The following is a 16,082-nucleotide window of genomic DNA, read 5'->3' as shown; positions in this document are numbered from 1 at the left end:
TTTATTTAGAGTTAGTACTCTAAAAACTGAATAACATTTGTAGATTAAAATTCACCGTGATCATTTCGCCAACGTCTAAATATTCATATACATTCATATTTATCCCGTTGCTCAAATAATCTTGGTCAAGTCCTCGATCTATTAGTATCGGTAAGCTACATACATTGCTGCACTTACACCTCCGACCTATCAACCAGGTAGTCTTCCTGGGATCTTACCCTTACGGTGGGAAATCTTATCTTGAAGTTGGCTTCGCGCTTAGATGCTTTCAGCGCTTATCCATTCCGTACATAGCTACCCAGCCATGCCCTTGGCAGAACAACTGGTACACCAGAGGTACGTCCATCCCGGTCCTCTCGTACTAAGGACAGGTCTCCTCAAATTTCCTACGCCTGCGACGGATAGGGACCGAACTGTCTCACGACGTTCTGAACCCAGCTCGCGTACCACTTTAATGGGCGAACAGCCCAACCCTTGGGACCTACTACAGCCCCAGGATGTGATGAGCCGACATCGAGGTGCCAAACCTCCCCGTCGATGTGGACTCTTGGGGGAGATAAGCCTGTTATCCCCAGGGTAGCTTTTATCCGTTGAGCGATGGCCCTTCCATGCGGAACCACCGGATCACTAAGTCCGACTTTCGTCCTTGCTCGACCTGTATGTCTTGCAATCAAGCTCTCTTCTGCCTTTACACTCTACGCACGATTTCCGACCGTGCTGAGAGAACCTTTGAGCGCCTCCGTTACTCTTTGGGAGGCGACCGCCCCAGTCAAACTGCCCACCTGACAGTGTCCCAATACCTGATTCAAGGTATCTGGTTAGAATCTCAGTACTACAAGGGTGGTATCCCAAGGATGGCTCCACCGAGACTGGCGTCCCGATTTCATAGCCTCCCACCTATCCTGTACATGTAGCACCAAAATTCAATGTCAAGCTACAGTAAAGCTCCATGGGGTCTTTCCGTCCTGTCGCAGGTACCCGGCATCTTCACCGGGATTACAATTTCACCGAGTCTGTTGTTGAGACAGTGCCCAAATCGTTACGCCTTTCGTGCGGGTCGGAACTTACCCGACAAGGAATTTCGCTACCTTAGGACCGTTATAGTTACGGCCGCCGTTTACTGGGGCTTAAGTTCACTGCTTCGGATAAATCCTAACAGATCCCCTTAACCTTCCAGCACCGGGCAGGCGTCAGCTCCTATACATCGTCTTGCGACTTAGCAGAAACCTGTGTTTTTGGTAAACAGTCGCTTGGGCCTATTCTCTGCGGCCACCTCGGGCGTTAACCCTAACGTGGCACCCCTTCTCCCTAAGTTACGGGGTCATTTTGCCGAGTTCCTTAACAACAGTTCTCTCGCTGGCCTTAGGATACTCTCCTCACCCACCTGTGTCGGTTTGCGGTACGGGCACCTTTAATCTCGATAGAAACTTTTCTCGACAGTGTGAAATCAGCTACTTCGCTACTTAATTTCGCTCCCCATCGTACCCCAGCATTATCATGGCGGATTTGCCTGCCTTGACTGCCTCAGTACTTAGCCACACATAACCAACAGTGTGGTTAGCTTATCCTACTGTGTCATTCCATCTCTCAAACGATTATCGGTGGTACAGGAATCTCAACCTGTTGTCCATCACCTACGCCTTTCGGCCTCGGCTTAGGTCCCGACTAACCCAGGGCGGACGAACCTTCCCCTGGAAACCTTGGGTTTACGGCCCGTGGGATTCTCACCCACGTCTCGCTACTCATGCCAACATTCTCACTCCTATACTGTCCACACGTCCTTACGGTCATGCTTCAGCCTGCATAGGAAGCTCCCCTACCTATCATAAATGATATCGTAGCTTCGGTAGTAAGTTTTAGCCCCGGTAATCTTCGGCGCAGGATCACTCGACCAGTGAGCTATTACGCACTCTTTAAATGAGTGGCTGCTTCTAAGCCAACATCCTGGTTGTCTATGCAATCCCACATCCTTTACCACTTAACTTACATTTAGGGACCTTAGCTGACGATCTGGGCTGTTGCCCTCTCGACTATGAATCTTATTACCCACAGTCTGACTCCCAAGTATAAAATAACGGCATTCGGAGTTTGATAATCTTCGGTAAGCGCAATGCCCCCTAGGATATTCAGTGCTCTACCTCCGTATTTCTCAACCTTGAGGCTAGCCCTAAAGCTATTTCGGGGAGAACCAGCTATCTCCGAGCTCGATTGGAATTTCACCGCTATCCACAAGTCATCCCCGAGCTTTTCAACGCTCGTGGGTTCGGACCTCCACGAAATTTTACTTTCGCTTCATCCTGCTCATGGATAGGTCGCTCGGTTTCGGGTCTACGACAGCAAACTTAACGCCCATTTAAGACTCGCTTTCACTACGGCTCCATACCTTAAGTACTTAACCTAGCTTACTATCGTAACTCGTTGGCCCGTTCTACAAAAAGTACGCGGTCACACATATAAAGTGCTTCCACAGCTTGTAAGCGCAGGGTTTCAGGTTCTATTTCACTCCCCTCCCGGGGTTCTTTTCACCTTTCCCTCACGGTACTATGCGCTATCGGTCACTAAGTAGTATTTAGCCTTGGAGGATGGTCCCTCCTGCTTCCCACAGGGTTTCACGTGTCCCGTGGTACTCTGGATCACATCTAAAGTCTTCTCGTTTCAACTACGTGGCTATTACACTTTATAGCGGAGCTTTCCAACTCTCTTCGTTTACGATACCTCTTTGTTGATGATGTGTCCGCAACCCCAGCGAAGAAAACTTCACTGGTTTGGGCTATTCCGCGTTCGCTCGCCGCTACTTACGGAATCGAATTTCTTTCTTTTCCTCCGGGTACTTAGATGTTTCAGTTCCCCGGGTTCCCCTCACTAAGCTATGTATTCACTTAATGATACTTAGACATTACTCTAAGTGAGTTTCCTCATTCGGAAATCTTCGGATCAAAGTTTACGTGCAACTCCCCGAAGCTTATCGCAGCTTATCGCGTCCTTCATCGGCTCTTAGTGCCAAGGCATCCGCCCTGCGCCCTTAATAACTTGACCAGTTATTAAAAGTGTTATTTTTTAAAGAGTTTTCTTCTCTTAAAATTGGTTTATTTAATCATCACTAAATGTTATGCAGTTTTCAAAGTACTAAAGTACAATTAAGTACTAATTTTGAGAACAATAAGCTCTCAAAATTAAACAGTAGGCAATTACTCCTTAGAAAGGAGGTGATCCAGCCGCACCTTCCGATACGGCTACCTTGTTACGACTTCACCCCAGTCATTGGTTTCACCTTCGACGGCCGCTTCCTAAAAGGTTAGCTAACCGGCTTCGGGCGCCCCCAACTTCCATGGTGTGACGGGCGGTGTGTACAAGACCCGGGAACGCATTCACCGCAGCATTCTGATCTGCGATTACTAGTAACTCCAGCTTCATGTAGGCGAGTTTCAGCCTACAATCCGAACTGAGAATGGCTTTAAGGGATTAGCTCCACCTCGCGGCTTGGCAACCCTCTGTACCACCCATTGTAGCACGTGTGTAGCCCTAAGCATAAGGGGCATGATGATTTGACGTCATCCCCACCTTCCTCCGAGTTATCCTCGGCAGTCCCTCTAGAGTGCCCAACTTAATGCTGGCAACTAAAGGTAAGGGTTGCGCTCGTTGCGGGACTTAACCCAACATCTCACGACACGAGCTGACGACAACCATGCACCACCTGTCACCACTGTCCCCGAAGGGAAATCTCCGATTAGGGAGAGATCAGTGGGATGTCAAGCTTAGGTAAGGTTCTTCGCGTTGCTTCGAATTAAACCACATGCTCCGCTACTTGTGCGGGTCCCCGTCAATTCCTTTGAGTTTCACTCTTGCGAGCGTACTTCCCAGGCGGAGTACTTAATGCGTTAGCTGCGGCACCGAGGGGGGTAACCCCCGACACCTAGTACTCATCGTTTACGGCGTGGACTACCAGGGTATCTAATCCTGTTTGCTCCCCACGCTTTCGTGCCTCAGTGTCAGTTACAGTCCAGAGAGCCGCCTTCGCTACTGGTATTCCTCCTAATATCTACGCATTTCACCGCTACACTAGGAATTCTACTCTCCTCTCCTGCACTCAAGTTCTCTAGTTTCAAAAGCTTACTACGGTTGAGCCGTAGCCTTTCACTTCTGACTTAAAAAACCACCTACGCACCCTTTACGCCCAGTAATTCCGGATAACGCTAGCCCCCTACGTATTACCGCGGCTGCTGGCACGTAGTTAGCCGGGGCTTCCTCCTCAAGTACCGTCATTATCTTCCTTGAGGACAGAGCTTTACGACCCGAAGGCCTTCATCGCTCACGCGGCGTTGCTGCATCAGGCTTTCGCCCATTGTGCAATATTCCCCACTGCTGCCTCCCGTAGGAGTCTGGACCGTGTCTCAGTTCCAGTGTGGCCGATCACCCTCTCAGGTCGGCTACTGATCGTTGCCTTGGTAAGCCATTACCTTACCAACTAGCTAATCAGACGCGGGTCCATCCTGTACCGCCGGAGCTTTGATATAAAAGCCATGCGACTTTCATATATTATCCCGTATTAGTATACCTTTCGGTATGTTATCCGTGTGTACAGGGCAGGTTACCCACGCGTTACTCACCCGTCCGCCGCTCTCTCCGAAGAGATCGCTCGACTTGCATGTGTTAGGCACGCCGCCAGCGTTCATCCTGAGCCAGGATCAAACTCTCAAATATAATTCAAAAAGTTGTCCATCGCTCAGCTAATCATTATCTGAATATCTGGCTTGGTTGTTTGTGTTTAATTCTTTAAAAAAGAATTTTTATAATTAACCTACTGTTTAATTTTCAAAGTTCATTTTCTCTTTTGTGTTTCGTCCGTTTCTTAAGGACAAGTAATACTATACCACCTTAATTTAACATCGTCAACACTTTTTTTAAATTTAATTTTATTTTTTTATAAATATAAAAAAGCTTTGAGATTAATCACAAAGCTTCTTACTATTCTTTAGTTTAAATCAGCTATTATTTCACTTATAACTTGTTTAGGATTTTCTAATGCTATACAAGGCTCTACTTCATAATATTCAACATCTATGAATCTTTCGATTTCATTGACTTCTTCTATACCTTTATTTATTACAAATAAAACAGCACTTGCATCTTTTATATCTTTTTCAGATATTTCATTTATAATTGTATCTTCATTTTGTATTTCAAATTTAACGTCATAGTTGAATTCTTTGGCCGATTGTTGTAATTTATTACCACAGTTTATATCTTCACATATAACTACTATATTATTCATACTCATACCTCTCTTTTTTAATTCTTGTTATATAGTTATATCATAAAATATAATTTATTTTCATTATAAATTTTATTTTATGATATAACTATTCTTTTATTATTACATTTCTACGTATCTATTAACTTAATTATTGAAAAAATATATAATGAATTTAATATATATTTTATTTTTATTTAGGAGGTAACGTATGTTTTTTATTTATTTGTTTCCAATAATAACATTGTCTATCTTTTTAATATCTTATTTTAAAGATAGAAGAAGACTTGTTAACGGATTATTTTTTAATATATTTCTTATATCTTTTGCTATTTCATTTACATACTTAGCATTTTCTACAGGAAACCGAATTTTAATAGTCTTATTTTTAATCTTATTTATCATATTTATGATTGTTTCGATATTTGGAATTTACGCCCTTATTTTCGGTTTATTTTTAAATGCTAAAATTGTTATGAAAAAGGAAAGTAGAAATTTATCTAATATGTTAACTCTATTTTTAGGATTATCACTTGTTTTCCACTTAATTTTAACATTTTTTAATCCAGAAAAATTCTTGCCAAAAGATGTAACTGTTTTTTTAGGTAGTTTTTTACTTTTAGAATTTTACTTCTTATTTAGTATTTTTAATTTCTTAATGATTTCTTTAATATCTCAATTTAATAAACCAAAGAAAGATCAAGATTTCATAATAGTGTTAGGTAGTAGAGTTTTTGGCGATAAAGTTCCTCCTCTACTTGCTAGCAGAATTGACAGAGCTATAACTTTCTATAATGAACAGTCTAAGGTTTCTTTTTCTCCTAAAATCATTTTTTCTGGAGGTCAAGGTCCAGATGAAGATATTCCAGAAGGTCTAGCTATGCAAAAATATGCATTAAGTAAAGGGATACCATCTAAAGATACAATTATTGAAGATAACTCAGTTAATACGCTACAAAATATGAAATTTTCAAAAGTTATTATGGATAATTTAATGCCTAATGGTTATAAAAGTATATTTGTAACTAATAATTATCATGTTTTTAGAGCTAGCATATACGCAAGAATGGCTAATTTGAAAAGTAATGGTCTAGGATCAAAAACTGCTTATTACTTTCTTCCTAATGCGTTAATAAGAGAGTATATAGCACTTGTTGTAATGAATAAAAAAAGACATATGATTATAATAGTTATAATATTTGTTTTTTCAATTTTATTAACTCTTATAAATCATTATTTTGTTTTTCCAGCTTAATTAATTATGTTTAACCTTAGTCAAATAGGTATATATTATTATTATTCAAATATATTTTAATATATTTGAGTTTTACTTAGATTGGGGGTATATGTTCATATGTCTAATGAAGTTAAATACTTTTTTTTCATAATATTTATAACCTGCATAATGGGATTTGGAGTTACAATTCCACTTACTCAATTAGGAGTATTAACATACGGTTCTCCTATTTTTATGATTTTTTATGCTTTATCTGGATACTCCCCAGCTATAGCAGGTATACTTACTGTTCACAAATTCTACTCAAAAAATGATTTTAGTAGATTTTTAAAAAGTTGTATAGATATGAAAAGAAGTTTCAAGGAATACCTTTATGTTTTAATTACTATTTTAATTTTATGGACAACACCATTTATAGTTGTATGCTTTTTTAGAGATAAATATATTTTATTAACTTATCCATTAATTTTTTTAACATGGATTGCACCATTTATGATTTTCGGTGGCGGACTTGAAGAAATAGGTTGGAGAGGTTTTTTACTCCCTAAGTTATTGTCCAAGTATTCACCTTTGAAAAGTTCTTTATTAATAGGATTAATTTGGTCTTGCTGGCATTTACCACTTTGGTTTGTTGTTGGGTCTCCTCAACAACATCTAAACTTTTTACCTTTTGCATTGAGCTGCTTAGCATCATCATTTGTTCTAACATTTATATATATGGAAACAAATAGCATTTGGCTATGTATACTATTTCATGCTTTAGATAATGCATGTTCCTATGTATTTAAATATTCTGTAGATCTTCATATAATAATTTCAATATCTACAGCTATAGTCGGGCTTATAATTTTATTTATTTCTACTAAGTGCATAAAAAATAGACTAAGATAGTTATCTTAGTCTATTTTTTATATTTATTCTATTCTATAGAATTTTTATCTATCTCATCAAAACTATTTGCAACTGCTATAGTTGATGCCATTGCTCCATTTACATTAAGCATTGTACGTCCCATATCTAATATTGGATCTATAGCAATTATTCCACCTAATAATGGGAAGTATGCTCCTAGTCCCATACCTGATATAACAACAGATACAGACATAGTTGCCGTACCAGGAATTCCTGCTATTCCTAAAGAACTTATTGTTATTACTATTAATAACATTACATAGAAACTAAAGTTCATAGTTGTTCCTGACATATTGGCTACAGTCACAGCCATTAATGCTGGGTATATACCTGCACAACCATTCATACCCATATTAGCGCCTAAACTTCCAACAAAGCTAGATATACCTTGATCTACTTTTAAATTATCATTTAATGTTTCTATAGTAACTGGTAATGTTCCTAAACTAGATCTTGAAGTAAATGCTAATATAAGAGGTTTAGATGCATTTTTTAAGTATTTAATAGGATTAACCCCATTAATCGATATTATTATTAAGTGTACTATAAACATTATTGCAACACTCACATATAAAGCTAATATGAAATCTATAACACCTACTATAGAAGATATCCCTCTATCAATTATAGAACTTGCCATTAATGCAACTACAGCATATGGCATTAACTTTATAACAGTTATCGATATACTTATTATTATCTTATAAAACGCTTCAATTAAGTCTACAAAAGGTTTAATTGTATCTGCGTGCTTTTTACTCAATCTTTTTATTGCTATACCTATAAATCCTGCAAATATAACTATAGCTACTACATTTGCTTGTGCCATAGCATCTACTGGGTTTGATGGTAGTAACCCTCTTAAAGTATCTACTACAGGTGTTACTTCTCTTAATTGTTCTGTAGCTTGATTAGCTACTTCTTGTCCCACTCCCAGTTTAAATAAATTTCCAACTATTATTCCAACTGCTGCTGCTATAGCTGTTGTTCCAAGTAGCATAAAAATAGTTCTACCTGTCAACTTACCTAAATTTTCACCTTGTTTTAAGTTCATTATAACTCTTACAATTGAAACAAATACTAAAGGTACTACTAGCATTTTTAATAAATCCATAAATCCATATCCAAATAATCCATACCATTTAGATACTTCTGTTAACCAAGTGACTTTTGTAGGGTCATTTGGAAAACCTGCTATAAATTGAATTATTAATCCTAAGCCAATTCCCATTGCAATTGATGATATCATCAATTTGGTAAAATTAAGCTTTTTAGTTAATTTTTTGACTATAAAGAATAGTCCTATTAATATTCCTACCGATAACAAAGTTAACCAATTTGTTACCATAAGGAATTCTGAGAAAAATGTGTAATTCATGTGTTCCTCCTTATACTTTTTGCAAAGTTAAAGGCTTTGCTTTTTTATATAATATAACAAGTCCTAAAAATTATATCAACTGGTAACTTTTTGGTAACTTCTAATTTTTTTACTTTTCGAAATTTTAAAATTTTAATCATTACATACTATATGTTCGTTGCTCCACTTTATCATATTGGCAATAACATGTAGTAACTCCAACCCTGATTTACTTAAATAATAAGTAGATTCTATACTATTTTTCACTACTTTTTTATTATTTATAACAATGTTATTTTCTACTAATAAATCAAGTTGTTGAACTAACATCTTCTTGCTACATCCATCTATTTTTCTTTGCAACTCTCCAAATCTAATTTTACTATCTTGGATCTCCCAAACTATTCTCGCTACCCATTTTTTACCAACTATACTAGATAGAGCTTCAACTGGACAGTCAAATGTCATATCACTTACATTGTACATTAATTTGGCCCTCCTATTTTTATTTGTGTATACAAGGTTATAATATCGCCAATATTTTGTCCAATTTTGATTATTATGAATTTTGCATATCCAAGTTTTATTATAGCTTTTTTCTATAAGTGATCTTATACATTATTCAAATAAAAATAACCTAAAATAACAAGATTTAATTTTTCTTGAATTTTAGGTTATTTACTTTATATTATTTTTCTAATCCCATTTGTTTTATTCTTAATTTATCTAACTGTGATATAGCACTAGAAACTGCCATCTGACCTTGCCCTGCAGACTTTAAGTATTGATATGGCTTACCTGCACAATCTCCTGCAGCATAAAGTCCATCTATATTTGTTCTCATTTCTCTATCAGTTTTTATATGAGGTCCTTCAACTTCTAACCCAGGAACCATATAACTTGGAGATACGCTATCCTTTATAACGAAAACCCCATCCACATCTAGCTCTCTATCTTTTAATACAAGTTTATTTACCAATGTATCTCCCTTTATTTCTATAGGTTTACTATCGATTATTTCTATAGAAGAATCTAACTTATTAGATAAATTATACATAGGTATATAATAAACTTTTGATGCTATTTCACTTAAAAAGTTTGCATCCTCTTCTCCTTCATGATTGTATCCTATTATAGCTACAACTTTATCTCTATATAATCCAGCATCACATGTAGCACAATATCCTACACCTTTTCCTAAATATTCTTCTTCCCCTTTAATCATTTTTCCATATTGTACACCTGTCGCTATTATTACCGTTGTAGCTTCATAAATTTCATCTCCAACAGCTAATGCAAAATAATCTCCCATTTGGTATACATTATTAACTCTTTCTTGAGTTATTTCAATTCCCATCTCTTTTACGTGATTAGTAAATTTTTCACTCAACTCAGCTCCACTTACATCATAAATCCCTAGATAATTATCTATAGATGGAGCTTTAACTAATTTATCACTTCCATTGTGAGATCCAAATAATATTATATTTTTATTACGTATCTTAGCATTTATAGCAGCTGCTAAACCAGCTGGTCCGCTTCCTACAATTGCAATATCATATCTCATATTCAACATTCCTCTCTATATTAATTATATATGAGCTTTTACCATATCTTCTAACTTTTGCTTAGGTATAAACCCAACTAATCTTTCAGCTTCTTCTCCATCTTTAAATACAATTACAGTTGGTACTGTTGTTACTTGGAATTTTCTAGCTAATTCTAAGCTTTGATCTATATCTACTTTTAAAAATTTAGCTTCATCTATATCTCCACTTAATTCATCGAATACTGGAGCTAACATTTTACATGGACCACACCATGTTGCAAAAAAGTCCACTACTGTTGTTTCACTTGCATTTTCTACCTCTATGTTAAATTCTTCTGTATTTATTATTCTACTCATTTTCATTTCTCCTTTATTTATGTTTTATAATAACTTTAATATATCATCAGTTTTTATCTATAACAATTAGTTACTTATTCGTAACTAGTTTTCTACTTTATTATTACCTTTAAATAAAATTCTTTGTATATTAAATTGAAATAATTAATTAATATAAAAAAAATGTAGAACTAAAGCTCTACATTTCTTTATTTTAATTAATTACCTACTTAAGTTTAGAGTAGTACTCAACAACTAAAATATCATTTATTTCTATTGGAACTTCGTTTCTTTCAGGTATTTTAGTAAGAGTTCCCGATACATCATCAAGGTCCTTGCTTAAGTAAGAATATTGGCTATTAGCATTTTGTTGAAAACTATCAATAAACATAGAGTTCTTTTTAGATTTTTCTCTTAGAGATATCTTTTCTCCTACTGACACTCCATAAGAAGGTCGATCGACTTTATTTCCATTAACTAATATGTGTCCATGTACTACCATTTGACGAGCTTGTCTTATAGAACTCGCTAGTCCTAATCTATAAACTAAGTTATCTAACCTACATTCTAGTAATTGAACTAATACCGTACCTGTCTCTCCTTGAGATTTCATAGCTTTTTTTACATAGTTAGAAAATTGTCTTTCTAAAACCCCGTAATAAGCTCTTAATCTTTGTTTCTCTAGTAATTGCAATCCATACGGTGAAAGTTTTTTATCTGCTCTAGAAGTTCCTCTAGTTGCTCTATCCATAGCTTTTGGATGTCCACACACATTAAGTCCTAACCTTCTACATTGTTTAAATCTAGGTCCCATCATTTTTGCCATAATTATCATCTCCTATAAAATTAGAAATTTTGCCGCGATAATTTTAAGCCTGTATACACTATATCATAATTTTTATTTTATGTAAATGACTTTCATTATCATTAAAAAGAGTCATGTATACAATCATGACTCTTTTTAAGAAGTTTTTTAGTTTTTGAGTGTAATTTTTGGCACAAATCTAAAAGTACTAATAGTTTATGTTCCGGACATTAAACTTAAACTACATCTGCGGGATTGAGTACTTTATAAATTTATAGCATCATTTTTTTGTAGAGAAGGCTTTTCTCTATGTCTTTAGTATAACATAGGCATTATTTATTGTAAATGAAAATTATTATCATTAAAGACATAAAAAAACTAACCAATATAATTTATAATTGGTTAGTCTATTTTATTAATTAAGATCATATAAAATGATTTCATTTTTATCTAAATATTTTTTTACATCTATAACTCTTTGATTCGAAGAACCTCTTAATTTTATAGATAAATTTTTTCGTTCTTCGTCAAATTGTCCATCTATTAATATATCTATATAATTTAAAATCTCTCTTTGATTTTCATTAAATTTTTCTACAGTATATCCTGTCCATAAATATATAAGTTTATTTGGATAATGACTTTTAAATTCTCTACATAAACTAATTACACCTTCAACATTTTGAGAACATAATGGTTCTCCTCCTAATATTGCTAAATCTCTATATATATTATTTTTATTTATATTTTCTATAATATAATCTAAGTTTTCTTGCTTAAACTCTTGTCCTCCATCAAAGTCCCATGTCTCTTTATTAAAACATCCTTTACAATGATGCGGGCATCCTTGAGTCCAAAAAGACATAGTTATTCCTAATCCATTAGCTATATCATTATCTTTTATTTTAGAAAATCTCATTTTCATCACTCCAACCTTATAGATGTAAAACTCTTTCGCCTATTTCCTGTGTACGTCCTTTTCCCCACATATTTGCACCTATATATCCACAAGTTCTTCTCATAACTTGCATTTCATTTTTATCTCTATTTCCACAATTAGGGCAATACCATTCTAAATCTTTATCTAACTTTATTTCTCCTGTATAACCACAAGAATAACAAATATCAGGTTTAGTGTTTATCTCAGCATATTGTATATTATGGTATATATAATTTATTATTTGTTCTACTGCAGGTAGGTTTTTACTCATATCAGGAACTTCTATATAACTTATACATCCACCTAAACTTATATCATGGAACTGACTTTCAAATTTTAACTTTTCAAAAGCATCTATTTCTTCACTTACATGAACATGATATGAATTTGTGTAATACATTCTATCTGTAACATTTTTTATCTCTCCAAATTTTTGTTTATCTATTCTACAGAATCTTGAAGTTAAACTTTCTCCTGGAGTTCCATATAATCCAAATCCAAGACCAGTTTCATCCTTCCATTTTTGGCAAGTGTTATTTAAGTGATTCATTACTTCAAGTGCAAATTGTTCACCATCTTTAGTAGTATGACTTATTCCAAGCATAGCTTGTGTCATTTCATACACACCAACATAACCTAAAGAAAGAGTTGAGTATCCATTTTCTAATAATGAATCTATTTTTTCTCCTTTTTTAAGTCTTGCTATACCACCATGTTGCCAATGTATAGGTGATACATCTGATATTACGCCTTTTAATAAATCATGTCTAACCATTAGAGCTTCTCTACAAAGTTCTAATCTTTCATCTAATATCTCCCAGAACTTTTCCATATCTTGATTTGCTGTTAATGCAACTTGAACTAAGTTTAAAGAAATTACACCTTGGTTAAATCTTCCATACCATTTATAATTTCCATTCTCATCCTTCCATGGACTCAAGTGTGATCTACATCCCATTGGTGGGAATGTGTTTCCTTCGTAATTTTTTTTCATTATTTTTGCACTTTGATAATCAGGTACCAATCTCTTTGTATTACATTTAGCTGCTAATTTAGTGATGTAGTCGTATTTACCACCTTCTAAGCAATTATGCTCATCTAATAGATAAACTAACTTAGGGAATTCTTCTCCTACTTCTTGTCCTTTGTAGTTTTTCATTCCTTCTAATCTTTGAGCTATCATTTCCTCACAAATTAAAGCCATTTCTCTTTCATACTCGTTACCTTCTTCAATTTCTAAGTAAATAGTTGAGAATGGAGATTGACCATTACTTGTATATAACGTAGATAGTTGATATCTTATAGTTTGAATTCCGTTTTTTAATTCTTCTAACATTCTATCTTCAGCTAAATCTTTAGCCATTTCTTCTGGATACTTATCCTTATATTTGTTTAAATATTTATCATATGAAACTCTTAAAAACGGAGCAATATGTTTTATAGTTATAGAGTTACCTCCATACTGCCCACTAGCAATTTGAGCTATTATCTGTGTAGTAACTGTACAAGCTGTAGTGAATGACTTTGGTGATTCAACTAACTTATTACTTATTACTGTACCATTATTTAGCATATCTTCTAAGTTTATAAGCATACAGTTATGAATAGGTTGTATAGCATAATCCATATCATGGTAATGAAGAACTCCCTCATCATGAGCATGTGCTATATGAGCTGGAATTAACTTTCTTCTAGCTATATCTTTTGATACTTCCCCAGCTATTAGATCTCTTTGAGTTGAAGCTAATAAACCATTTTTATTAGAATTTTCATTCATAACATCTTCATTGCTATTGTCTAAAAGACCTAAAATACTATCATCTGTAGTATTAACTTCTCTTTTAAACGATTGAACCGCTCTATACCCCTCATATGCTTTAGCTGTTAATTCATGTTTATGATTTATTAAATTTTTATAAACCATATCTTCTACCTTATTAACAGTTGCTACGTCTTTTGTTTGATTAAAACTTAATTCAATTTCATCGGCTATTTCTTTGGCCATTTCTTCTTCATATATTCCACTTCCGTACTTCATAGCTTTTAGTATTGCATTTTCTATTTTTGTTTTATCAAATTTTACAACACTGCCATCTCTTTTAATTATATTTAATTGTTTATTCATAAAACTCTCCTTTTGTCTAATACATATTGATTGATTAAATTTTATTCTACAAAAGTATTGACTTTTATAATTTTATGTTGTTCATATAAGCATTTTTTATACTATATGTAGTAAGCACATAGTCCATTCTATACCATATATAGTATATATTCAAGTTGATTAATACCCATATTTTTTTAAATTTATCATAAAAATTTAAAAGAAACCGCTCTAAATCTACACTCTAGATACAGTTTCTTTTTTTATTTTTTTTATTAATTTTTTTACGCTTGAAAAATTATACTCTCTAATGCATTGTTGTTAATTTATAAAACTTAGTTATACCAATATTCTATAATTTTAGAGTAAAAAACTTTTTGAGCAACGGACAAAGTCGTTGGCGACATGAGCGAAGCGAATTTTATATGTTATTTAATACTGGAGCTAATGATGAATCATTAAAAAATGTATTTGCATTATATAAGTAAAGTAAATCCGTAACGTTCTTTTCTTTAATTAATTTTTCTATATCTTCATAATAATATCTTGGGTCTACCATTATAATCTCTTTGTAATATGGAGTTAAAAATTGAACAAAACTATTCGCATAAGAATCTTTTATTAGCAGCAAGGTTTTATCACTTTCACTTGTAGTTTTTATATCTACGACCGGGTGGTTACCACCTAAAAAAACTTCATACTTATCCTTTTTCTTCAATGCTTCACTTTCATATATAGTAGGAGATTTTTTCTTTTCTTCTTTATATTCTACTATTACCTGATCATTTTTATTTTTAGGTGTGTATATATCAACTTGATCAGGCTTCACTTTATAACCACTCTTTGAATATAGTGTTCCGTAAAAGTCATTTGAAACCCTGTACTTGTCATAACTATTAGGTTCAGATTTTAACCCTGATTGCTTTGCAAAATCTAAAAAGGCATAATATGCTCCTAATGTAGTCCAGTGGTGATCCGTTTTATAATATATATATTCATCTTTATGTTTTTTCATTTCACTTGATATATTTACAAAATCTATTTTGTTGTTAATAGATTTTGACAATCTACTTAAATACTCGTCTTGATTATAAACAGGAGCAAATGCAGGTAATTTATCCTCTAATATATTAACAGCTGTTGGTGCTATTAATATACTTGTCTTTATGTCCTTATGTTTATCTGCAAACTTGTTTATAGCTTCTATATTAGACTTTAAATACTCTTCATTCGGTTTTCCAAAGCTTTCTATTAGATATCCATCATCACATCTAAATACACCGTTTTCACTATTTTTTCCCATAAGGGCATCAGTTTTAGTTTTAATTTTAATAAATTTATCTCTTCCAACTATTTGATCCACAGTATACTTTTCATATTTTTTAGTATATCTACCTTCAAATAATCGATCTAATGTAAATTTAGGTTTTTGTTCTAATAGCCTATTTTCATTTTCCGAGAATTGTTTATCCTTAGTTAGTAAATTAAGACCTACAAATGAAAATATAGTTACTAAAAACATTATTGCCATTAACTTTACATATATATTTCTATATTTACGCGTATTTTTTTTTGTAAATTTCAAAGCTCT

At 34.0% G+C, this 16,082-nt stretch carries 11 protein-coding genes and 2 rRNA genes; 2 read left to right on the top strand and 11 right to left on the bottom strand.

The features are described from left to right. Nucleotides 1–121: 121 nt before the first annotated feature. The 3 genes from ACN6I1_RS01710 to ACN6I1_RS01700 form a co-directional block, all read right to left on the bottom strand. Nucleotides 122–3,036, bottom strand: a 23S ribosomal RNA gene (locus ACN6I1_RS01710). Nucleotides 3,037–3,199: 163 nt separating this feature from the next. Then, a 16S ribosomal RNA gene (locus ACN6I1_RS01705) occupies nt 3,200–4,701 on the bottom strand. Together the 16S and 23S rRNA genes form the textbook arrangement of a ribosomal RNA operon. Nucleotides 4,702–4,972: 271 nt before the next feature. Then, complete coding sequence (locus ACN6I1_RS01700; protein ID WP_021433952.1) at nt 4,973–5,272, bottom strand: PTS, IIB; 300 nt, start codon at nt 5,270–5,272, stop codon at nt 4,973–4,975. Between the two features lie 190 nt (nt 5,273–5,462). Here ACN6I1_RS01700 and ACN6I1_RS01695 point away from each other — a divergent pair, with 190 nt between their 5' ends. Both ACN6I1_RS01695 and ACN6I1_RS01690 read left to right on the top strand, forming a co-directional pair. Continuing rightward, nucleotides 5,463–6,506 (top strand): YdcF family protein, encoded by a 1,044-nt coding sequence (locus ACN6I1_RS01695; RefSeq protein ID WP_419742515.1) that lies wholly within the window; start codon nt 5,463–5,465, stop codon nt 6,504–6,506. Between the two features lie 99 nt (nt 6,507–6,605). Further along, nucleotides 6,606–7,379 carry a CPBP family intramembrane glutamic endopeptidase gene (locus ACN6I1_RS01690; protein WP_021433954.1) on the top strand — a complete coding sequence of 258 codons (774 nt, stop codon included), beginning with the start codon at nt 6,606–6,608 and terminating at the stop codon, nt 7,377–7,379. A 28-nt stretch (nt 7,380–7,407) separates the two neighbouring features. Here the strand turns inward: ACN6I1_RS01690 and ACN6I1_RS01685 are convergent, their stop codons facing one another. The 8 genes from ACN6I1_RS01685 to ACN6I1_RS01650 all read right to left on the bottom strand — a co-directional run bounded on the left by ACN6I1_RS01685 (nt 7,408) and on the right by ACN6I1_RS01650 (nt 16,076). Next, a complete protein-coding gene (locus tag ACN6I1_RS01685) occupies nt 7,408–8,778 on the bottom strand; it encodes a cation:dicarboxylate symporter family transporter (RefSeq protein ID WP_021433955.1) in 1,371 nt (456 codons plus the stop codon). A gap of 132 nt (nt 8,779–8,910) precedes the next feature. Beyond that, nucleotides 8,911–9,243 (bottom strand): winged helix-turn-helix transcriptional regulator, encoded by a 333-nt coding sequence (locus ACN6I1_RS01680; protein ID WP_035118054.1) that lies wholly within the window; start codon nt 9,241–9,243, stop codon nt 8,911–8,913. A gap of 202 nt (nt 9,244–9,445) precedes the next feature. Continuing rightward, nucleotides 9,446–10,324, bottom strand: a complete 879-nt coding sequence (locus tag ACN6I1_RS01675) for an NAD(P)/FAD-dependent oxidoreductase (RefSeq protein ID WP_419742514.1) — start codon at nt 10,322–10,324, stop codon at nt 9,446–9,448. A 24-nt stretch (nt 10,325–10,348) separates the two neighbouring features. Further along, nucleotides 10,349–10,663 (bottom strand): thioredoxin, encoded by a 315-nt coding sequence (trxA, locus tag ACN6I1_RS01670; protein WP_419742513.1) that lies wholly within the window; start codon nt 10,661–10,663, stop codon nt 10,349–10,351. A 205-nt stretch (nt 10,664–10,868) separates the two neighbouring features. Beyond that, entirely contained in the window at nt 10,869–11,468 is a 600-nt protein-coding gene (gene rpsD / locus ACN6I1_RS01665) for a 30S ribosomal protein S4 (protein WP_025161520.1), read from the bottom strand. Nucleotides 11,469–11,862: 394 nt separating this feature from the next. Continuing rightward, nucleotides 11,863–12,366: an anaerobic ribonucleoside-triphosphate reductase activating protein gene (gene nrdG, locus ACN6I1_RS01660; RefSeq protein WP_021430431.1), complete on the bottom strand. Its 504-nt coding sequence runs from the start codon at nt 12,364–12,366 to the stop codon at nt 11,863–11,865. Between the two features lie 16 nt (nt 12,367–12,382). Next, nucleotides 12,383–14,512, bottom strand: coding sequence for an anaerobic ribonucleoside-triphosphate reductase (nrdD, locus tag ACN6I1_RS01655; protein WP_419742512.1), 2,130 nt, complete (start codon nt 14,510–14,512; stop codon nt 12,383–12,385). 400 nt (nt 14,513–14,912) lie between these two features. Further along, nucleotides 14,913–16,076, bottom strand: coding sequence for a DHHW family protein (locus ACN6I1_RS01650; RefSeq protein ID WP_419742511.1), 1,164 nt, complete (start codon nt 16,074–16,076; stop codon nt 14,913–14,915). Between the last annotated feature and the right edge of the window lie 6 nt (nt 16,077–16,082).

The sequence above is a fragment of the Paraclostridium dentum genome (genome assembly GCF_048568265.1).
GTDB classification, from domain to species: Bacteria; Bacillota; Clostridia; order Peptostreptococcales; family Peptostreptococcaceae; genus Paraclostridium; species Paraclostridium dentum.
This window is presented reverse-complemented; position numbering and strand designations above follow the sequence as displayed.